General features: G+C 66.7%; 20 protein-coding genes. 15 read left to right on the top strand and 5 right to left on the bottom strand.

Annotated features, from left to right (window positions below):
* Positions 1–64: 64 nt before the first annotated feature.
* Positions 65–544 carry a DUF992 domain-containing protein gene (locus ACT6UX_RS10830; RefSeq protein WP_444775160.1) on the bottom strand — a complete coding sequence of 160 codons (480 nt, stop codon included), beginning with the start codon at positions 542–544 and terminating at the stop codon, positions 65–67.
* 162 nt (positions 545–706) lie between these two features.
* Between ACT6UX_RS10830 and ACT6UX_RS10825 the strand changes: the two genes are divergently transcribed.
* Positions 707–1,066, top strand: a complete 360-nt coding sequence (locus ACT6UX_RS10825) for a hypothetical protein (protein WP_444775159.1) — start codon at positions 707–709, stop codon at positions 1,064–1,066.
* Between the two features lie 32 nt (positions 1,067–1,098).
* Here ACT6UX_RS10825 and ACT6UX_RS10820 read toward each other — a convergent pair whose 3' ends face one another.
* The 3 genes from ACT6UX_RS10820 to ACT6UX_RS10810 form a co-directional block, all read right to left on the bottom strand.
* The gene (locus ACT6UX_RS10820) at positions 1,099–1,395 is read right to left on the bottom strand and encodes a c-type cytochrome (RefSeq protein WP_444775158.1); all 297 of its coding nucleotides are present in this window, start codon (positions 1,393–1,395) and stop codon (positions 1,099–1,101) included.
* A 51-nt stretch (positions 1,396–1,446) separates the two neighbouring features.
* Positions 1,447–1,638 (bottom strand): hypothetical protein, encoded by a 192-nt coding sequence (locus ACT6UX_RS10815; protein WP_444775157.1) that lies wholly within the window; start codon positions 1,636–1,638, stop codon positions 1,447–1,449.
* Between the two features lie 95 nt (positions 1,639–1,733).
* Complete coding sequence (locus tag ACT6UX_RS10810; RefSeq protein ID WP_444775156.1) at positions 1,734–2,426, bottom strand: CBS domain-containing protein; 693 nt, start codon at positions 2,424–2,426, stop codon at positions 1,734–1,736.
* 178 nt (positions 2,427–2,604) lie between these two features.
* On the opposite strand from ACT6UX_RS10810, the gene ACT6UX_RS10805 reads away from it, so the two are divergent.
* The 14 genes from ACT6UX_RS10805 to ACT6UX_RS10740 all read left to right on the top strand — a co-directional run bounded on the left by ACT6UX_RS10805 (position 2,605) and on the right by ACT6UX_RS10740 (position 17,949).
* On the top strand, positions 2,605–3,168 hold the full coding sequence (locus ACT6UX_RS10805) for a DUF308 domain-containing protein (protein WP_444775155.1): 564 nt from the start codon (positions 2,605–2,607) through the stop codon (positions 3,166–3,168).
* Between the two features lie 118 nt (positions 3,169–3,286).
* A complete protein-coding gene (locus tag ACT6UX_RS10800) occupies positions 3,287–3,964 on the top strand; it encodes a CBS domain-containing protein (RefSeq protein ID WP_444775154.1) in 678 nt (225 codons plus the stop codon).
* The gene (gene ppsA / locus ACT6UX_RS10795) at positions 3,961–6,363 is read left to right on the top strand and encodes a phosphoenolpyruvate synthase (RefSeq protein ID WP_444775153.1); all 2,403 of its coding nucleotides are present in this window, start codon (positions 3,961–3,963) and stop codon (positions 6,361–6,363) included. The genes ACT6UX_RS10800 and ppsA overlap by 4 nt, the downstream gene beginning before the upstream one ends.
* A 61-nt stretch (positions 6,364–6,424) precedes the next feature.
* Positions 6,425–7,498, top strand: coding sequence for a zinc-binding dehydrogenase (locus ACT6UX_RS10790; protein WP_444775152.1), 1,074 nt, complete (start codon positions 6,425–6,427; stop codon positions 7,496–7,498).
* 15 nt (positions 7,499–7,513) lie between these two features.
* Positions 7,514–8,899: a GH1 family beta-glucosidase gene (locus tag ACT6UX_RS10785; RefSeq protein WP_444775151.1), complete on the top strand. Its 1,386-nt coding sequence runs from the start codon at positions 7,514–7,516 to the stop codon at positions 8,897–8,899.
* Positions 8,896–9,840 carry a glucokinase gene (glk, locus tag ACT6UX_RS10780; protein ID WP_444775150.1) on the top strand — a complete coding sequence of 315 codons (945 nt, stop codon included), beginning with the start codon at positions 8,896–8,898 and terminating at the stop codon, positions 9,838–9,840. Before ACT6UX_RS10785 ends, glk begins: the two co-directional genes overlap by 4 nt.
* Entirely contained in the window at positions 9,837–10,937 is a 1,101-nt protein-coding gene (locus ACT6UX_RS10775) for an SbmA/BacA-like family transporter (RefSeq protein ID WP_444775149.1), read from the top strand. Before glk ends, ACT6UX_RS10775 begins: the two co-directional genes overlap by 4 nt.
* Positions 10,938–10,940: 3 nt before the next feature.
* A complete protein-coding gene (locus ACT6UX_RS10770) occupies positions 10,941–13,466 on the top strand; it encodes a cation-translocating P-type ATPase (protein ID WP_444775148.1) in 2,526 nt (841 codons plus the stop codon).
* A gap of 85 nt (positions 13,467–13,551) precedes the next feature.
* The gene (locus ACT6UX_RS10765) at positions 13,552–13,800 is read left to right on the top strand and encodes a ChaB family protein (RefSeq protein WP_444775147.1); all 249 of its coding nucleotides are present in this window, start codon (positions 13,552–13,554) and stop codon (positions 13,798–13,800) included.
* The gene (locus tag ACT6UX_RS10760) at positions 13,797–14,624 is read left to right on the top strand and encodes a universal stress protein (RefSeq protein ID WP_444775146.1); all 828 of its coding nucleotides are present in this window, start codon (positions 13,797–13,799) and stop codon (positions 14,622–14,624) included. Before ACT6UX_RS10765 ends, ACT6UX_RS10760 begins: the two co-directional genes overlap by 4 nt.
* An 8-nt stretch (positions 14,625–14,632) precedes the next feature.
* Complete coding sequence (locus ACT6UX_RS10755; protein ID WP_444775145.1) at positions 14,633–15,367, top strand: L,D-transpeptidase family protein; 735 nt, start codon at positions 14,633–14,635, stop codon at positions 15,365–15,367.
* Positions 15,368–15,440: 73 nt separating this feature from the next.
* On the top strand, positions 15,441–15,983 hold the full coding sequence (locus ACT6UX_RS10750; protein WP_444775144.1) for a hypothetical protein: 543 nt from the start codon (positions 15,441–15,443) through the stop codon (positions 15,981–15,983).
* 185 nt (positions 15,984–16,168) lie between these two features.
* A complete protein-coding gene (locus ACT6UX_RS10745) occupies positions 16,169–17,152 on the top strand; it encodes a zinc-dependent alcohol dehydrogenase family protein (RefSeq protein WP_444775143.1) in 984 nt (327 codons plus the stop codon).
* 101 nt (positions 17,153–17,253) lie between these two features.
* On the top strand, positions 17,254–17,949 hold the full coding sequence (locus tag ACT6UX_RS10740) for a CBS domain-containing protein (protein WP_444775142.1): 696 nt from the start codon (positions 17,254–17,256) through the stop codon (positions 17,947–17,949).
* Positions 17,950–17,968: 19 nt separating this feature from the next.
* On the opposite strand, the gene ACT6UX_RS10735 is transcribed toward ACT6UX_RS10740, so the two are convergent.
* Positions 17,969–18,670 (bottom strand): YbaY family lipoprotein, encoded by a 702-nt coding sequence (locus ACT6UX_RS10735; RefSeq protein ID WP_444775141.1) that lies wholly within the window; start codon positions 18,668–18,670, stop codon positions 17,969–17,971.
* Between the last annotated feature and the right edge of the window lie 115 nt (positions 18,671–18,785).

The following is an 18,785-nucleotide window of genomic DNA, read 5'->3' as shown; positions in this document are numbered from 1 at the left end:
CGACGCAAAGGAACAGGATGCGACCCGACGAAGGGACGCATCCTGCATCATATCTGCCGGGTGGCTACTTGGCCGCCTTGAGCGTGACCTCAGCCAGTCCGGCGGCGACGTTCAGGCCGACATTGCCCTCGACGCTGACCGGCTGCAGGCTGACCTGCTTGTTGCCGCCACCGATCAGGACGTTGGCGCCTGCGCCCACACCTGCCGAGGCACTGGCCGTCGGGCCGACATAGTCGCCTGCGAGTGCACCCTTGGCGACCTGGCCGGGAGCGAAGACCAACCACACGACGTGCCCCTGCTTGGTGAAGCCGAGATCGACGCCGTACTTCTTGATGGTGCCCGTGTAGTGATCGGCCGTGCCGTCGGTCTTGGCGAGGATGCAATCGAGTTCCTTGGAGGACCCGAAGACGAATCCGACGCCCCCGGCGACCGTGCAGGTCAGCGACCCGACATTCACACCCTTGGGAGGGGTCTGCGCTTGCGCCGCAAGACCGAGGGGAAGAATGGACAGCGCCGCCGTGAGGGCCGCAGCATACATTTTCATCGCTTGTCTCCTGGGGGAGCGGAAAGGTTTCTCCGCAGGATTCAAGCTACGGCGTGGAAATCGAAGCAGCGTTGATCTGCATCAAGCTCGCACCAGGTTGATGCAGATCAACGGTCGGTGCTCTATGCGGGCCTACATTGTGTGCCGGAAGTGGAGGGTGAGATGAACGACATGCAGACGGACAAGCGGCCGAGCGTGGAGTCACTGCCGGCGAGCAAAATGGCGAATGCGGCACTTTCGACCTATGCCGATTTTTTCGAGGAATGGGCCTCTGTCGGCGCGGCCTGGCAGAGCGAACTGTCGCGGTTCGCGGAGCGTCGCATCAAGGACAACGTCTCGACGTACCTGACGCTGCTGTCCGCCCGGGACGCTGCGAGCGTCTGGCAGGCTCAGGGCGCTTGGGGCACTCGGGCCGTCGAAGACTATTCGGAAGAGGCCGGCCGTCTCGCCCAGCTCGTGACCAGCGTCACCGTATGCGGCGCAACGCCCGAGGCCCAGCAGACGACCCAGCTTCTCGGCTAGGCTCCGCTTGGCTCGGGCCGTTCAACGCGCGGCTAGCGAAGGCTCAGGATGTAGTCGACCAGCGCCTGGCGCTCCCGATTGCTGAGGGAGAAGTCGGGCATCCGCGTGTGCCCCGTCGACAGATAGGCTTTGAGCTGCTCGGCGTTCGTTGTCGGCTTGGCGGCTATGGCGGAAAAGCTCGGGATGCCATTTGCGCTCGCGGTCCTGGGCGCGGGCTCGACGATATGGCAAGCCATGCACCAGCGTTCGGCTAGAGCGGCCCCATAGCCGGGCGCCTGCGCCAGCGCGGGGAATGGCAAGAGCACCAGCAAGGCGATCAGTCTCTTCATCAGCTTCTCCTTTTTCCGATCGGGTTGGGAGGGATATCGCTGTCGCATCCCCTAGGAGCGGCGTAGCGCCCGGAAAAGGGCGATGCCGACGACGAGGATCAACGCCGAGGGGACGAGGCCCATCAGAGCGAGCTCGAACGGGTCCCGTGCCGTGCCGCGCAGGAACGGAAGCCATGCATCGTCCGCCTGACACCAGAGCCGGCCGTCGGACTGTCGGATGCACGACTGGTTGAGCATCAGCATCCATCCGACCCACGCGATGGCACTGCCAACCGCCCAAAGGGTGACCAAGGCGCGTCCCGAACCCATTGCTGCCGGTCCTTCTGCTCTGGGGCCGTTCAGGCGGCGAACGTGAGGTCGTTCGGCATCAAGCCGAGGGCGTGCTCGACGCGCCTGACGCCTGGAACGTTCTCGGCGGCCACGCGCATGGCATCTCGGGTCTCGGCGGACCGCACGTAGCCCCATAGATGCACGACCCCCTTGTCGACGACGACGTTCGTCGTCGGGCCGACGATCGCGCCGATGCGACGGATCTCCTTTTCGATCCTCTCCTTGATCTCTTCGTCGCTGGCCGTCGCGTCACCCAGCGGCTGTCGTGACAGCAGGCCCAGGAGCAGGTTGGACCGGCTGACGAGGCCGACAAGTTTGCCGTCCCGGAGGATGGGGACGCGCTTGATGTTGCGCTGCTTCATCAGCCTGGCGATCTCCCTGACTTCGGTGTGCTCGCCGGCCGTCACGACCTCCTTCGTCATGACGTCCGTCACGCGGCGTGAATGCGAGCGAACGTAGTCGCGGGCGATCACCGCATCATCGGCGAGCAGGCGTTGAAACCACGAGCGAGAGGGCATGGTGTCGGTCTCCGCGCGGAACATCAGATCGGCCTCGCTGACGATCCCGATCATCCGGCCGTCCGTGTCGACGACGGGCGCGGCGCTGATTCCGGATGTGAGCAGTTTCTCGGCGGCGTCGAAGATGGAGGCGCTGGCCTCGATCGTGATGACGGGCTTGCTCATGATCTGCTGGACGTACATGGCGACCTCGGATTCTGCGGGAAGTCTGCCGGGGAGTTCACCCGAAGGGGCGGTCGCGCGCCTTGTCCCAGATCAAGCGGCCGGCACGGCCCGGGCTTGATTTGGATCACGGCACTGCGGGACTTTTTGGCCCCTAGCTGGCACCATGACGGGGAAAGGAAGCCGACAGGATGGGCTTGTGACGGACGGGAAATCCGAGGCCGGGGATGCGCTGTTCGCGGCAGTTGCCGATCATCGCTCGTTGCTGGTGCTGCGCGGTGCGGCAGCGCTGCTCTTTGCCTTTTTCGTCTTCTTCTGGCCGAGGCTTACGGTCACGGGCCTTGCCGTCCTCTGGGGAGGCTATTCCCTCGTCGACGGTACCCTCGCCCTGACTGCCGCCAACTTCGCGCGCAGCGGCGCCTCACGGGTATGGCTGGCTCTCATCGGACTGGCGGGCCTCGCCTGTGCCGCCGGCGCCCTGTTCGCGATCGACCTGCTCGCCGGGCACCTGGTCGGGATCATTTCCATCTGGGCGATCTCGACAGGGGCGATGCAGCTCTGGGCCGCGATCAAGCTGCGCAAGATGGTCGATGGTGACTGGGTCCTGGTGCTGGACGGGCTCGGCGCGCTCCTGTTCGGCCTGGCGCTTGCTCTCTGGCCGGGCCCGGAAGAGCAGGCGCTGATCTGGATAACGGGCTGGTTTGCCCTCGCACTCGGGAGCTTGTTCACCAGCATGGGAATCTGGCTCGGTCGATCGAACTGAATCGCCGACAGACCTCGCCCGTTCTTGACGCAGGTCAAGGCTCGAACGCGCCGTGACCCCCTAGAGTGCCTCGCATTCTCCGAAGGCAGGAGCGGGCACAATGCAGGCCAGAGACATCATGACCGATAAGGTCGTTTGCGCCCGGCCGACGGACTCGCTGTTCGACGCCGCCGAACTCATGCTGGGGGCCCATGTCAGCGTACTCCTGGTGGTCAGCGACACGAACGAGATCGTCGGAATCATCAGCGAGGCGGATCTCATCCGTCGGGCGGAGATCGACACGGCCCCCGCGAAGAGCTGGCTCCTGCGTCTCCTCGAAGGCAAAGCCTCGGCAGACCGCGAACTCACCGCCACACGGACGCGAAAGATCGGCGACATCATGACGAAGGAGGTCGTGACGGCGAGCGAGGACACACCGCTGGTGGAACTCGTGGAGCGGCTGCAGCGGCATCGGGTGAAGTCCATTCCGATCGTTCGCGACGCCATCCCGGTCGGCATCATCAGTCGCGCCGACCTCGTGCGGGCAGTGCTGTCCCGCGAGCCCCATTGTCCCGCTGCCGGTGCCGACGATCGGAGCTTGCGCGAGGCGGTCGTAGCGAGCCTCGACCGGCAACCCTGGCCGATCCGGTCGCCACTGACCGTCGTCGTGCATGAGGGCGCGGTCCACCTCTGGGGGCTCGTGGATAGTGAGGCAGTGCGCGAAGCCTGCCGGTCGGCGGCCGAAAGCGTCCCGGGCGTGCGAGAAGTGAAGGATCACGTCCGGTTGGCGCCGGCACTTACGAGGGGCGGCTCATGACGGATTGGTCGACTGCACGGGTTCGCTGGTTTCGCGACATCCGTTCCACCGATCTGGCATCGGTCGGCGGCAAGAATGCCTCGCTGGGAGAGATGGTCTCGGCGCTCGGTGGCCAGGGGGTGAGGGTGCCGGACGGCTTTGCGTTGACGGCGGACGTCTATCGCGAGGCGCTCGCCGCAAGCGGCGCCTGGCCGAAGCTGGCGGCCCTGCTCGACGGAATCGGCGCCGACGACGTCGGTCGCCTGGCCAAAGCCGCTGCCGAGGCGCGAGCCCTCGTCTATGCCGCGACGGGGACGGACCGGATTCGAACGATGCTGGTGGAGAACTACCGGAAACTGGAGGCCATGTATGGCGCGCGGGTCGCCGTGGCCGTCCGCAGTTCGGCCACGGCCGAAGATCTGCCCACGGCGAGTTTTGCTGGCCAGCATGACAGCTTTCTCAACGTCCAAGGCATCACCCAACTCGAGGAAGCCTGCCGGAAGTGCTTTGCCTCTGCCTTCACCGACCGGGCGATCGTCTATCGCAACGCCAATGGCTTCGATCATCTGAAGGTCGGCCTCTCCGTCGGCATCATGAAGATGGTGCGCTCGGATCGGGCCGCGAGCGGCGTGGCCTTCACGCTTGATACCGAAAGCGGCTTCCGCGACGTCGTGCTGGTGACCGGGGTCTGGGGATTGGGTGAGAGCATCGTCCAGGGGAGGGTCGATCCCGACGAATTTCACGTCCACAAACCTACATTCCGGGCCGGGAAACGCTGCGTCCTGCGGCGGTCTCTGGGGCGTAAGCAGCAGGAGTTGATCTATGGGAAGGAGGCGGGCGCCGGCGCGACCGTGTATGTCGAGACGCCGGGCGAGAAGCGCGACCGCTTCTGCATCAGCGATGCCGAGGTGCTGGAGCTGACCGACTGCGCGCTGCGCATCGAGGCACATTACTCGCAGCTGGCCGGGGAGCCGCGTGCGATGGACATCGAATGGGCGAAGGACGGCCCCAATGGTGACCTCTTCATCGTCCAGGCCCGCCCCGAGACCGTGGTGTCGCGGCGTGCCGCCTCCGTCATCGAGACCTACCGGGTGCGCAGCAAGAGCCCGCCGCTGGTCGAGGGGCGCGCGGTGGGTGAGAGAGCGGCCAGCGGAGCCGTCTATCCGGTGTCGAGTGCCGCGGACCTGCCGGGCTTTCCGCCGGGCGCAGTGCTGGTCGCCACCTCGACCAGTCCCGATTGGGAGCCGGCGATGAAGCGGGCGGCGGCCATCGTGACGGACCGCGGCGGCAGGACCTGCCATGCCGCCATCGTGGCGCGCGAGCACGGGATTCCGGCCATCGTCGGCGCCGGAAATGCGACGACGGTCCTCGGCAAAGGTGCGCGGGTGACCGTCTCGTGCGCCGAGGGCGAGACCGGCCGCGTCTATCCCGGCGACCAGCCGATCGAGATCGTCACGAAGGACGTTGCGGACCTGCCCCGGCCCCGTACGCCCATCATGGTCAATCTGGGCAATCCGGACCTCGCCTTCCGGACCGCCATGCGACCGAACGAGGGTGTCGGGCTCGCCCGCATGGAGTTCATCGTCAATCAGCATATCGGCGTTCACCCGATGGCGCTGGCCCGTCCGGAGAAGGTGATCGATCGCACGGAACGCGAGCAGATCGCGCGGCTGACGCGACACTTCGACGATCCGAAGAATTTCTTCGTCGAGCGCCTGTCCGAAGGGATCGGCACGATCGCCGCCGCCTTCCATCCCAAGCCGGTCATCGTGCGGCTGTCGGACTTCAAGACGAACGAATATGCCAAGCTGCTGGGCGGGCGTGGCTTCGAGCCGCACGAGGAAAACCCGATGCTGGGGTTTCGTGGCGCCAGCCGGTATACGCATCCGGCCTATGCGGACGGCTTCGCGCTCGAATGCGCCGCGCTGCGGCGTGTTCGCGAGGACATGGGTCTGGAGAACGTCCGGATCATGGTGCCGTTCTGCCGCCGGGTGGAAGAAGCCGCACAGGTCATCGCCGCGCTCGAGAAGAACGGACTGAAACGCGGCGAGAAGGGGCTCGAGGTCTACGTGATGTGCGAGATCCCGAACAACGTCATCCAGATCGATGCCTTCGCTAAACTGTTCGATGGGTTCTCGATCGGCTCGAACGATCTCACGCAGCTCGTCCTGGGCGTCGACCGCGATTCGGACATGGTCTCGTTCGAGTTCGACGAGCGCGATCCGGGCGTGTTGGAGATGCTGCGGCTGGCGATCGAAGGCGCCCATCGCAATGGACGTCATGTCGGCATCTGCGGCGAAGCGCCGGCCAACTATCCGGAGGTCGCCCGTTTCCTCACCAAACTCGGCATCGATTCGATCAGCGTCAATCCCGAGAGCGTCGCCCAGACGATGGAAGTCGTGTTTCGCGCGGAAGCTTGAGGCATATCAATTCCCGCCCCCTCCTGCGCGCCTAGCGTGTCGGCGAACAACGGAGGAACCCATGCCGAAGATGATGGCGGCAGTCTTTGCCGAGCCGGGCCGGATCGTCCTCGAGTCGCGACCGGTGCCCGATGTCGGGCCTCTGGATGCGCTGGTGCGGATCAGCACGACGACGATCTGCGGCACCGACGTTCACATCCTTCGCGGAGAATACCCCGTCGCCAAGGGATTGATCGTCGGCCACGAGCCGGTCGGAATCATCGAGAAGCTCGGGTCGGAGGTCAAAGGCTACAAGGAAGGGCAGCGCGTGATCGCGGGCGCCATTACGCCGAGCGGTCACAGCTATGCCTGTCTCTGCGGTGCGCATTCGCAGGACGGGCCCGGCACGCGGCACGGCTTCAAGCCGGCGGGTGGCTGGCGTTTCGGCAACACGATCGACGGCTGCCAGGCGGAGTTCGTGCTGGTGCCGGATGCCATGACGAATCTCGCGCCGGTCCCGTCGAATCTCGCCGACGAGCAGGTGCTGATGTGTCCCGACATCATGTCGACCGGGTTCGCGGGCGCCGAAGGCGGCAGCGTCCGCATCGGGGACATCGTGGCGGTCTTCGCCCTGGGTCCGATCGGTCTCTGCGCGGCGCTGGGTGCGCGGTTGATGGGCGCCACCACGGTGATCGGCGTCGACACGGTTCCGGAGCGGCTCGCGGTCGCCCGGAAGCTCGGCGTCGACCATGTCGTCGATTTCAAGAAGTCCGATCCGGTGGCGGCGATTCGCGAGCTCACCGCAGGGCGCGGTGTCGACGTTGCGATCGAGGCGCTGGGAACGCAGCAGACTTTCGAGAGCGCGCTGCGCGTGCTGCGCCCGGGCGGAACGCTGTCGAGTCTCGGCGTCTATTCGTCGGACCTGCGCATTCCGCTCGACGCCTTCACGGCGGGCTTGGGTGACAACAAGATCGTCACGTCGCTTTGTCCGGGCGGCAAGGAGCGCATGCGGCGGCTGATGGACGTCATCGCTGCGGGACGAGCCGATCTGGGCGCCCTGGTGACACACCGCTTCAAGCTCGCCGATATCGAGAAGGCTTATGACCTTTTCGCGCATCAGCGGGACGGGGTTCTCAAGATCGCCCTCACACCCTGATGCGGAGCCGCCTCGATGGTCAGTCCTCCTTCCGGCTTCGACGGCCCGGCCGTACCCGTGTCGCCCGGCCGGCGTCTGCTGCGCCCCGATTTCCTATGGGGCGTCTCGACATCGTCGTATCAGATTGAAGGCGCCGCCCGGGACGAGGGGCGCGGTCCCAGCGTCTGGGATGGCTTTTCCCATCAGCCCGGACGGATCGCGAACGGCGACACCGGCGACGTCGCCTGCGATCATTACCATCGATACGCCGAAGACATCGCCTTGATGCGAGACATGGGCGTAGGGGCTTATCGCTTTTCGGTCGCCTGGCCGCGCGTGCTGCCGGACGGACGAGGGACCGCGAACGAGCGCGGGATCGCCTTCTACGACCGGTTGGTCGACGGGCTGCTCGCGGTGGGCATCGAGCCCTGGGTGTGCCTGTACCACTGGGACTTGCCGCAGGCGCTCCAGGATCGAGGGGGCTGGGCCAATAGAGAGAGTGTGAGCTGGTTCGCCGACTATGCCCGGCTGGTGGCGAGCCGTCTCGGCGACCGGGTGAAGCGCTTCGCGACCTTCAACGAGCCGGGCGTCTTCACACTGTTCGGCTATGCGTTCCGCTGGCATCCGCCCGCGGTCGACGATGCGGCGCAGCATCATGCCGCGATCCATCATGTGAACCTGGCGCATGGCGCGGCGATCGACGTGCTCCGGGCCTATCTCCCAGGCGCGTCGCTCGGGACCATCTGCAACATGCAGCCGGCGCGCCCTGTCGCTCCGACGGAAGCCGACCGTGCGGCGGCTGCTCTGCTGGACGACTATTGGAACCGCGCCTTCGCGGACCCGCAGATCCGGGGCGCCTATCCCCCCGTGCTGGCAGAGCGCGTCGCGCCGTTCGTCCAGGCGGGCGACATGGAACGGATCCGGCGTCCCATCGACTGGCTGGGCATCAACCACTATTCGCCGATCTATGCGCGCGCCGACGCGGGGTCCCGCCTGGGCTTCGCCTGGAGCGATGCGCCGGCCAACGTCCCCAGATCGCCGATCGGATGGCAGATCGATCCCGATGCCTTCAGGGACACGCTGCTCGACGCCTGCGACCGCTATCGTCTGCCGATCTACGTGACGGAGAACGGAGCCGGCGCGGAGGAAACCGGCGACGCGACGGGGGCCGTCAACGACGTCGAGCGCATCGACTTTCTCTCGCGCTACATCGATGCGCTCGAAGAGGCCGTCACGTACGGCGCCGACGTGCGCGGCTATTTCGTCTGGTCGCTGCTCGACAATTTCGAATGGGGGGCGGGTTACACCAACCGCTTCGGCCTCGTTCGCGTCGACTATCCGACGCAGCGCCGCATCCCCAAGGCCTCTGCCCGCTGGTACAAGGCAACCATCGCCGCCCAGCTCCGCGGCAGCGTGGCATGAGCTGCCTTCTCGCCGACGTCGGGGGCACGCGCACCCGCTTCGCCCTGTTCGCGGAAGGAGCGCTGGGGCCGATCGAATCGCTGCGCACCGGCGCCTACGCGAGCATGCACGATGCCGTGCATCACTTCCTAAACAGCCAGGTCGCGGGCACCGTCGTCGAGCATGCTGTGATCGCCGCGGCGGGGCCGGTCTCGGGCGGCCGCTGCAAGCTCACCAATGCCCGCTGGATCCTCGACGCCGAAAGCCTGCGGCAGTCGCTACATCTCCGGTCGGTTCATCTGGTCAACGACCTCGAAGCCCTGGCCTGGGCCGCGCCGCATTTCAGCACTGACGACCTGGTTGTCGTCGGCGACGGCAGCGCCGTTCACGGCGAGCCCGTTGCGGTCATCGCGGCGGGCACCGGGCTCGGCCTCTCCTGTTACCTTCCCGGTGCCCATGCGCGGGTGGTGGCCAGCGAAGCGGGGCACGCGACCTTGGCGGCAGCCGACGCGGGTGACGCCGCGATTCTGGACAGGCTGCGCCAGCGTTTCGGCCACGTCTCGGCGGAGCGTGTCCTGTCGGGTGGCGGATTGGTCAACCTGCGGGCCGCGCTGGCGGTCGAGGAAGGCCACGAACCAGCATCTCCGACACCGGAGGAGGTCGTCAGAGGGGCGATCTATGGTTCGGCCGGGGATGGCGCGGCTCTCGACTATTTCTGTGACTTCCTGGGATCGTTCGCGGGTGACATGGCGCTCACCTTCGCTGCCCGCGGAGGGGTACTGATCGGGGGAGGGATCGCGCCTCATATCCTCCCGGTCCTGGTGGGGTCGGCGTTCCGCGAGCGATTCGCCGCAAAGGGCCGCTTCGCCGACTATGTCGGGCAGATCCCCACCGCCGTCATCGTTCGGCCGGAGCCCACTTTCCTTGGCCTGGCGGCGCTGGCGTCGCGGGGAGACGGATGAGGACCGACGATGGCATCTCGGCCGTCGGGCCGGGGCCGCTCAGGCGCTTCTGGCACAGCGCGCTGGGGTTCGGCCGGGGCAAGGGCTCGTGGGTGCCGTGGACCCTGATGGGCCTGCTGATTGTCTGCGTCGTGGCGCAGCTTCTGGTGCAGTACCGGCTGAACGTCTGGAATCGCGATTTCTTCGATGCCCTGGAAAAACGCAACGGCGCCGGGATTCGTCACCAGACCTACCTGCTGCCTGGGCTTGCTGCCTGCAGCATCTTTCTCGCGGCCTTTGCCGTTTGGGCGCGCATGACCTTCCAGCGCCGGTGGCGCGGCTGGCTGACCACGCATCTGGTGGGTGAGTGGCTGGAGAACGGCAACTACCGGCGCCTCGAGGCTGCGAGCGACGAACCCCAGCTCGCGGAATATCGCATCGCCGAGGATGCGCGCATCGCGACCGACGCCCCGATAGACCTCGTGACCGGCCTGCTCTCCTCGGTGCTCACGGCCGCGACCTTCGTCGTGGTCCTCTGGACGGTGGGCGGCGCGATTGCGATCGGGCCGGCGCACCTCGGCCTCGAATTGCCGGGTTACCTCGTGTTCGCCAGCGTCGCCTACGCCATGCTGACGACCGGAGCCATGCTGTTCGTCGGGCGCCACATGGCGCATGTCATCGAACGGAAGAACCAAGCCGAGTCGGAACTCAAGTTTGCGATCGCCCGGCTGCGGACGGCACCGGTCGGCGCAATGGGAGGAAACGTGCCGGCGGGAACGGTGAGTTTCGCGCTGGACGAGGTGCTCCGGGCGTGGCGATGGTTGTGCGGCCAGCATGTGCGGACCACTCTGGTATCGTCCGGCAATACGCTGCTGGCGCCCATCATCGGTCTGATTCTGTCAGTCCCGAAGTATATCGATGGCTCCCTGTCGCTCGGCGAAGTGACCCAGGCCGCCGCCGCCTTCGCGGCGGTTCAGATCGCGTTCAACTGGCTCGTCGACAACTATCCACGTCTTGCGGAGTGGGCGTCGTCGGCGAGCCGGGTGGGCGTTCTGCTGCTGGCGGTTGACCAGCTGGCCGTGGCTCGCCAGCCTGCGGAGGCTGCAGCCGGGAGGTGATTCGTGCCTCGATCTGAAACCAGGGCCGCGGGAGCCGCGTGGCGGTCGGGCCTCTCGCAGGCGGATGCGCAAGCGCGCTTGCGGGAAGAGGGCTTCAACGAACTGCCCACGAGCGATGGCCGCGGCATCCTGCGTATCGTGGCCGATGTGCTTCGCGAGCCGATGTTCTCGCTGCTGCTTGCGGCAGGCGTCATCTACCTAATTCTCGGCGATCTCGGCGAGGCGATCGTGCTCCTCGCTTTCGCGACCCTGTCGGTCCTGATCACGGTGGTTCAGGAGACCCGCAGCGAGCGGGTACTCGCGGCGTTGCGCGATCAGGCGAGCCCCCGCGCGCTGGTGATCCGTGATGGCGAGCGGCGACGCATTCCGGGCCGCGAGGTCGTGCGCGGCGACACGATCGTGGTGCTGGAAGGCGATCGCATTCCCGCAGATGCGATCGTCGTGACGGCCAGCAGCCTCGTCGTCGACGAATCGCTGCTCACCGGTGAATCAGTTCCCGTGAGCAAACGCGCCAGTGACACGGATGACGCCATGGCGCGTCCGGGTGGCGAGAACACACCGTACCTCTATTCGGGAACGTTGGCCGTCCATGGCGAGGCCATTGCGGTGGTGCGTGCGACCGGACCCGACAGTGAGCTCGGTCGCATCGGCCAGTCGTTGAAGGCGATCTCCCCGGAGCCGCCGCGGTTGCAGGTGGAGACCCGCCGGCTCGTGCGGGTCTTCGCTGCCGTGGGCGCGGTCGCCACCGTGGCCGTCGTCCTGCTCATCGGTTTCACCCAGCATGACTGGCTGAAGGCCGTACTGGGTGGCATCGCACTCGGCATGTCGCTGTTGCCCGAGGAATTCCCCCTGGTGCTCACGGCCTTCATGGTCATGGGGGCATGGCGTCTGTCGCGTGTGCGGGTCCTGACGCGCCGCGCTTCCGCCATCGAGATGCTGGGCGCCGCGACGGTGCTGTGCTCGGACAAGACGGGCACCATGACCCAGAACCGCATGACCCTGGCGGAAGTGCGCACACCCGGGACGATGTGGCGGGCCGGACGGGGGGAGCCCGATGCCGAGGCGACGATCCTGATCGAAACCGCCCGGCGCGCCAGTTCGCCGGAGCCCTCCGACCCGATGGAGAAGGCCATCGCAGCCCAGGCCAGCAATCCGGCGGCGGGCGAGCTCCTCCGCCGTTACGGCCTCCAGCCGACGCTGCTGGCCATGAGCCATGTCTGGCAGGATTCGGGTGGCGATCGGCACGTGACGACGAAGGGCGCACCCGAAGCGGTTGGCACGCTCTGCCGGCTCGACGCGACGGGCCAGGCGTGGCTGCGCCGTGCGGTCGAGGACATGGCCGGCGAAGGCATGCGCGTTCTGGGTGTCGCCCGCGGACGAGTCTCGGACGGCCCCTTGCCGGACGAGCAGACCGGCTTCGATGTCGACTTCCTGGGGCTTGTGGGATTCGCCGATCCGCTGCGTGAGAACGTCCCGGCGGCCATTAGTGAATGCCATTCGGCCGGAATCAGGGTCGTCATGATCACCGGAGACTATCCGGCCACGGCGCAGGTGATCGCCGCCCGGGCCGGGCTCGATGCCGGCCAGACGATCGATGGACCTTCGTTACAGAGCCTGGACGATGCCGTCCTGCGCGAGTCCATCCGCACGACCAACGTGTTCGCCCGCATCATGCCGGAGCAGAAGCTGCGCCTGGTGCAGGCGCTGAAGGCCGATGGCGAGGTCGTGGCGATGACCGGCGACGGGGTCAACGATGCGCCGGCGCTGCGGGCCGCGCATATCGGCGTGGCGATGGGCGGCCGCGGCACCGACGTTGCGCGTGAGGCATCTTCCATCGTCCTTCTCGATGACGATTTCGGCTCGATCGTGCGGACCATCCGGTTGGGACGCCGCATCTACGACAATCTCCGGAAGGCGAGTGCGTACATCGTGGCGGTGCACATACCGATCGCCGGCCTGGCGCTGCTGCCGTTGCTGTTCGGCATGCCGTTCATGCTCAGTCCCGTCCACATCGCATTCCTCGAGATGGTCATCGATCCGGTCTGCTCGATCGCCTTCGAGGCAGAGACGGAAGAAAGCGACCTGATGCGGCGGCCGCCGCGCGCCGCAGACAGCCGCCTGCTGTCGAGACCGATGATGGTCTTCAGCCTGCTGCAGGGAGTGCTGGCCCTCGCTGCCCTCGCCATCGTCCTGCTGGTGGGGATCGGGCGGGACATGCCGACCGACGAACTGCGCGCCTTCATGTTCACCTCGCTCGTCCTGATCAATGTCGGCCTGATCGTCGTGAATCGTTCCTTCTCTTCGTCGCTGTCGGTGGCCCTGCGGCGTCCGAACGTCTTCTTGTGGTTTCTCATGTCCGTGGTTGCGACGGTGCTGACCGTCGCGCTCAATTGGCCGCCGGCGATGGCTCTCTTCCAGTTCGGTCCGCTGCATGTCGACGATCTCGGCGTGTCGATGATCGTGACCATCGGCCTCATCCTCTGCCTGGAGGCTCTGAAGCCGTGGTGGCGGCGCAGCCTGCACAGTTGAGGCGCCCGACGTTGAGATAGGTCAAGGCGCCGCACGGCCGGCGCCGGCATGGTCGCCTCGCTGCCATCAAACGGTCGAGACCGTCATGCTCTACCTCACCAACGCCAACCTGCCGATCTCGGTACGCCAACAGCTTCCGCTGCGGGCCCAGGACCTCTATCGGGAAGCCTTCAACGAGACCTGGGCCCTGCATGCCGGCGATGCCGGTCGCGAGGAACATGCGAACCGTGTCGCCTGGGCGGCCGTGAGGCAGCGCTATCACGCGATGCCGGGCGGCCAATGGCAGCCGAACGTGCCTCCCGGTCTGCCGGGGCCGGAAGAGGGCGGAAGATGACATACAAGGTCGTGATGGCGGCGCTGTCGCCCGGTCGCGATTGCCTGGGTGTGGCGGGCGCCGCGATCGCGCTCGCCCGGCAGTCCGACGCCATGCTGCTGGCGCGCGCCTATTGCCGTCCGATCCATTGCATCTGCGGTGACTACTCGGTTCCCGCGGCGCTGTTCCAGGAGGACCGCCGGCAGATCGAGCGGCACCTCAAGGCGTCGGAAGCGGACTTCAGGGCGATCGCTGCGAAGCTCGACCATGCCGGAGACTGGCAGGGCGAGAGCAGTATCGAGCCGCTTTCCGAGCGGTTTGCGCGCGAGTCCGCCGCGGCCGACATCGTCGTGGCAGGTATCCCGAAAGCCGGCGACGCGCCCGACGCGACGCGACAGCCCGACCTGTGCGATCTGGTGATGCAGGCGGGGCGCCCGGTCATGCTGGTGCCGGAATCTTCCCGCACCGCGAAGTTCGACCGGATCCTCGTCGCCTGGAAGGATACACGCGAGGCGCGGCGGGCCGTCTGCGATGCGCTGCCGTTGCTCGCCAAGGCCAGGAACGTCGTCGTCGTCGAAATTCATGCGGCGGACGAACATGCCGCGGCCTGGCGCAGCGTCGCGCGGGTGTCCGGCTGGCTCGCACGCCACGGCATCGCTGCGGAGGAGAAAGTGGTCGCGGCCGAGCTGGCCAACGCGGCCCAGCTTTCGGGTCTCGCGCGGATCCACGATGCCGACGTGATCGTGGCGGGCGCCTACGGGCACAATCGCCAGGGGCGCTGGACGCTCGGCGGAATCACCAGCGAGCTCCTCTCGGGCGGCCGATGCGTTCTTCTCTCGCACTAGCAAGGTTCGTGGCCGTCCTCGCCTTGTCGCTGATCGCAGGCTGCGTCACCGATCCGGCACCGGGCTCCTCTTCCGTGGCGCCGTCTCCACCGGCGCCGCCGGTCTCGGAACTGGCGGGGGCGCTGCAGCGGATCGGGATCGCCGTGCCGTCGCGCGGCAAGCTGGTCGTCGTCAACATTCCGTCGTTCGAACTCGTGGCGCTCGAAGACGGGAAGCCGGTCCTGCGCAGCCGCGTCGTCGTCGGCCGTCCGTCGACTCCCACGCCCGAACTTTCGACGGCGATCTGGGCGGTCACCTTCAACCCCTCCTGGACACCGACGCCCGCCATGATGCGCTGGGAAGGCGCGCGTCACATGCCGCCCGGTCCGCAGAATCCACTCGGGCGGATTCTGTTCGAGCTCGACAACGATCAGCTGATCTTTCTCCACGACACCAACGACCGAAGGTACTTCGAGCGCCCGGTGCGCGCGTTCAGCCATGGATGCGTGCGCGTGGAGAAGGCGCGCGCCATGGCGGCCTGGGCGCTCGGCGTCACCGAGGCCGAGATCGAGCGGTCGATCGCGCGCGGCGGCACCCATCGGGAACTGCTGGGGGCAATCATCCCGGTGATGCTGGTGTACCGCACGCGGTTCCCTGACGATGACGGGCGCCTGACGGACCATCCTGATGTCTACAGGCAGCAGAGCGCGGCCGCTGGCGCCGCCATAGAGGGCTCGTCGGGAGACTGCTTGGGGGCGCTTTAGCCCGACAAGGCTTGCGCAGGATCGATTCGGCGTATTGAGCGAGCGCTGCACGGCTGCGGCGCCGGAGGGAGCCATGCCCGATTCGAAGATCATCGACATCCGGATCACCCACATCCGCCAGCTCTTCAACTCTCTCGATCCATCGCCCTTTCATGAACGGGACCTCGACCGCGAGGCCGAAGAGTTCATCGTGGGATGGGCGGACGAGTATCCACTGCAGAGCCCGCTCGAACTGGTCATCCGTGTCCCGGAGGAGCAGCTCGACCAGGCCCGGCAATTGAACATCCCGCAGGCGGTCCACAACTACTTCTCCTATCGCGCGATGGCGAGCGCGAGGCGCATACGGTTCCAGTTCCGCGAAGGCCGCTTTGCGCTGTTGATGGGCCTTGGCTTCCTCGCGATCTGCGTCGTGCTACGCCAACTGGCCGGTTCGATCATGCCGCCACCCTTCCAGCAGGTCTTTCAGGAGGGGCTGCTGATCCTGGGGTGGGTTGCGATGTGGCGCCCGCTGCAGCTCTTCCTCTACGACTGGTGGCCGGTGCGCCACCATGGCCGGCTCTATCGCAAGCTCGCCACCATGAAGGTGACGGTCCTCGCCGTTCAGGCGAGCGTCTAGGCTCGGGGTTTGATCTCCATCAAGTGCTGGCGGCCGAGCGACCGGTAGTCTGGTTCTGCAAGCACAGCGAGCCGGAACGAAGGTTCTATGACAGATGCCAAGTCTCTGACGCCGCCGCGTAGCGCACTGCCGTTCGGCGGCGAGGCGGCCTGAATCGCCGGTCCGAAGCAAGAGGGAGTCCATCCTTGAAGGCCATGGTTCTCTCTTCCGCGGGCGGGTTGCTACGGCTCGAGGAGCGGCCCGACCCCCGTCCCGGCCTGGGCGATCTGCTGATCAGGGTCGAGGCCTGCGGCGTGTGCCGCACCGATGTCCATATTCTCGACGGCGATCTGCCGGAAATCCGATATCCCATCGTGCCCGGCCACGAGGTCGTCGGCGTCGTCGAGGCAGTGGGCTCGGGTGTGCCGGCCGCTCGGCTGGGCACGCGCGTCGGCGTGCCGTGGCTCGGCGGGACATGCGGCCGTTGTCCGTATTGCGCGTCGGAGCGGGAGAATCTCTGTGACCATCCGGTCTTTACCGGCATGACGCGCGACGGTGGCTTTGCGACCCATGTCGTCGCGAATGCAGACTTTTCCTTCCCGCTGAAGGGGTTCGCCGATCCGGTGGCCGCCGCGCCGCTGCTGTGTGCCGGCCTGATCGGCTGGCGGTCCCTCAAGCTCTGCGGTGATGCACACAGGATCGGTCTCTATGGCTTCGGCGCCGCCGCGCACATCATCGCCCAGGTGTGCCGATGGCAGGGCCGCGAGGTCCACGCCTTCACACGACCCGGCGATTCTGCGGCGCAGGCGCATGCACGTTCGCTAGGGGCTGTCTGGGCGGGTGGCTCGGACGAGAGCCCGCCGCACCTTCTTGATGCTGCCATCCTGTTCGCGCCGGTTGGCGATCTCGTGCCGGCAGCACTGAAGGTCGTCCGGAAGGGTGGGCGCGTGGTCTGCGGCGGCATCCACATGAGCGACATCCCGGCGTTTCCCTACAGGCTGCTCTGGGAGGAGCGGCAGATTCTTTCGGTCGCCAACCTCACCCGCGAGGACGCGCGGGAGTTTCTGGCCCTGGCGCCGATGGTGCCGGTGAAGACCACGACGACGGTCTACCCGCTGTCGGCCGCCAACGAAGCCATCGCCGACCTGCGCTCGGGTGCCTTCCAGGGCGCAGCTGTGCTGGTGCCCTAATCTGCCCTGACATGCGTCGTGGCGCCTTTGACATGGCGCAATGCATCCGGGCACGCCCCGGCTGATCCTTTCTCATCAGATCGAGCGAAAGGAACCGGGAAATGCGCGCCAAGGACATCATGACCGAGAGCATCGTCTGCGTGAACGTGAAGGAGACCGTGTTCGATGCTGCCGAACTGCTACTGGGCGCCGGCGTGAGCGCCGCCCCGGTCGTCAACGACAAGGGCAACGTCGTCGGAATCGTAAGCGAGGCCGATCTCATCCATCGCGCCGAGATCGAAACCGCACCGCGCAAGTCCTGGTTGTTGCGCCTGCTGGACAGCGAGGCGACGGCCGCCCGCGATTACGTCACGTCACACGCCCGCAAGGTCGCCGATGTCATGACCCGCGAGGTCGTCACGGCCAGCGACGAAGCCACCCTGGGCGAACTGGTCGAGCTCATCGAGAAGCACCGCGTCAAACGCATCCCGATCGTGCGGGACGAGAAGATCGTCGGCATCGTCAGCCGGGCCAACCTACTCGGGGCGCTGCTGTCGCGCGAGCCGGATGGCGCCGTCGGACTGCCCGACGACAAGAAGCTGCGCCACGCGGTGGTGGAAGCGCTCGACAGGCAGGCCTGGAAGTCGCGGTGGCCGGTCAACGTCGTCGTCAGTGATGGGGTGGTCCATCTCTGGGGCTTCGTCGAGGGCGAGGAAGTGCGGAAAGCCTACCGCGTGGCCGCCGAGAACGTTCCCGGTGTAAGGAAGGTCAAGAGCCATCTGCGTTCGATACCCGCCGCCGTCGGCATGGGTGTCTAGGGCAGGGCTCAGGGATTCTTTAATTTGGCTTCTCGAGCATGAGGACGACCGGGCCGGGGATCTCCCGGTCGGTCAGGAGGCGAAGAGCAGGCAGCCGGTACTGTATCTGATGGGCGGCGACCAGACGCGCCGTGAGGGCCAGCTTGCGGCCCTCGGCTGAAAAGTTGCCCGGCAGGCGCAATGCAAAAGGAATTGGTATCTGCCAGCCGCTGCGCACCACCTGCTCCGCGAGCAACTCGCCCTCGGCCGAACGAGCGATGTCGAACAACTGGATCTGCAACTCCACGCCGCGCGGCATGGCGGTCTTCTCGGCAAGCGTGGCTGTGCCGGAGATGACCGTCGCCGGCGGCAGGGTGTCGCCCAGCTTGGGCATCAGAAGGCTGGCGTGGAACATCAGCGCCTGTCCGTTGGCGTCCAACACGCAGGTGAAGCGGAACGGAACCGAGGTGCCGTTACGGCGGTGCCGCGATCCCGTCCCCGTGACGGTGGTCATGATTGGCTGGATCCCGACTGCTTCGTCCGTGCGCTCGATCGAGAGCCAGGGAACGCCATCGAGCGTGAGGAGGCCGAAGGCCGCATCCGACTGCCGCGTCTCGAGGCCCGCCTTCCCGGCGCAGCGGGAGAGCATCGGGGTGGAGATGCCGCCATCGGGCGCCGCGAGGGCAGGGGCGGCGATGCAGGCAGCCAGCAGGACGGGAAGAAGTCGATGGATCGTGGTCATCTGGCGCCCCTTCGCCGGCGAAGGCCAGCGTTCGACGGGGTAGCCTGCCCGGATTTGCCGCCGCTTCATTGACCTGCATCAACGGGTGTTGGCCGGCGCTGGTTTGATCTGGATC

It is taken from the genome of Reyranella sp. (assembly GCF_052439685.1).
In the GTDB taxonomy this organism is placed as follows: Bacteria; Pseudomonadota; Alphaproteobacteria; order Reyranellales; family Reyranellaceae; genus Reyranella.
This window is presented reverse-complemented; position numbering and strand designations above follow the sequence as displayed.

Coding starts and splice junctions, on each gene's coding strand:
- ppsA (WP_444775153.1), top strand. CDS start 3,961: ATGACGGATTGGTCGACTGCACGGGTTCGCTGGTTTCGCGACATCCGT.
- ACT6UX_RS10750 (WP_444775144.1), top strand. CDS start 15,441: ATGCCCGATTCGAAGATCATCGACATCCGGATCACCCACATCCGCCAG.
- ACT6UX_RS10800 (WP_444775154.1), top strand. CDS start 3,287: ATGACCGATAAGGTCGTTTGCGCCCGGCCGACGGACTCGCTGTTCGAC.
- ACT6UX_RS10830 (WP_444775160.1), bottom strand. CDS start 544: ATGAAAATGTATGCTGCGGCCCTCACGGCGGCGCTGTCCATTCTTCCC.
- ACT6UX_RS10740 (WP_444775142.1), top strand. CDS start 17,254: ATGCGCGCCAAGGACATCATGACCGAGAGCATCGTCTGCGTGAACGTG.
- ACT6UX_RS10765 (WP_444775147.1), top strand. CDS start 13,552: ATGCTCTACCTCACCAACGCCAACCTGCCGATCTCGGTACGCCAACAG.
- ACT6UX_RS10735 (WP_444775141.1), bottom strand. CDS start 18,670: ATGACCACGATCCATCGACTTCTTCCCGTCCTGCTGGCTGCCTGCATC.
- ACT6UX_RS10760 (WP_444775146.1), top strand. CDS start 13,797: ATGACATACAAGGTCGTGATGGCGGCGCTGTCGCCCGGTCGCGATTGC.
- ACT6UX_RS10810 (WP_444775156.1), bottom strand. CDS start 2,426: ATGTACGTCCAGCAGATCATGAGCAAGCCCGTCATCACGATCGAGGCC.
- ACT6UX_RS10790 (WP_444775152.1), top strand. CDS start 6,425: ATGCCGAAGATGATGGCGGCAGTCTTTGCCGAGCCGGGCCGGATCGTC.
- ACT6UX_RS10775 (WP_444775149.1), top strand. CDS start 9,837: ATGAGGACCGACGATGGCATCTCGGCCGTCGGGCCGGGGCCGCTCAGG.
- ACT6UX_RS10820 (WP_444775158.1), bottom strand. CDS start 1,395: ATGAAGAGACTGATCGCCTTGCTGGTGCTCTTGCCATTCCCCGCGCTG.
- glk (WP_444775150.1), top strand. CDS start 8,896: ATGAGCTGCCTTCTCGCCGACGTCGGGGGCACGCGCACCCGCTTCGCC.
- ACT6UX_RS10825 (WP_444775159.1), top strand. CDS start 707: ATGAACGACATGCAGACGGACAAGCGGCCGAGCGTGGAGTCACTGCCG.
- ACT6UX_RS10815 (WP_444775157.1), bottom strand. CDS start 1,638: ATGCTGATGCTCAACCAGTCGTGCATCCGACAGTCCGACGGCCGGCTC.
- ACT6UX_RS10785 (WP_444775151.1), top strand. CDS start 7,514: ATGGTCAGTCCTCCTTCCGGCTTCGACGGCCCGGCCGTACCCGTGTCG.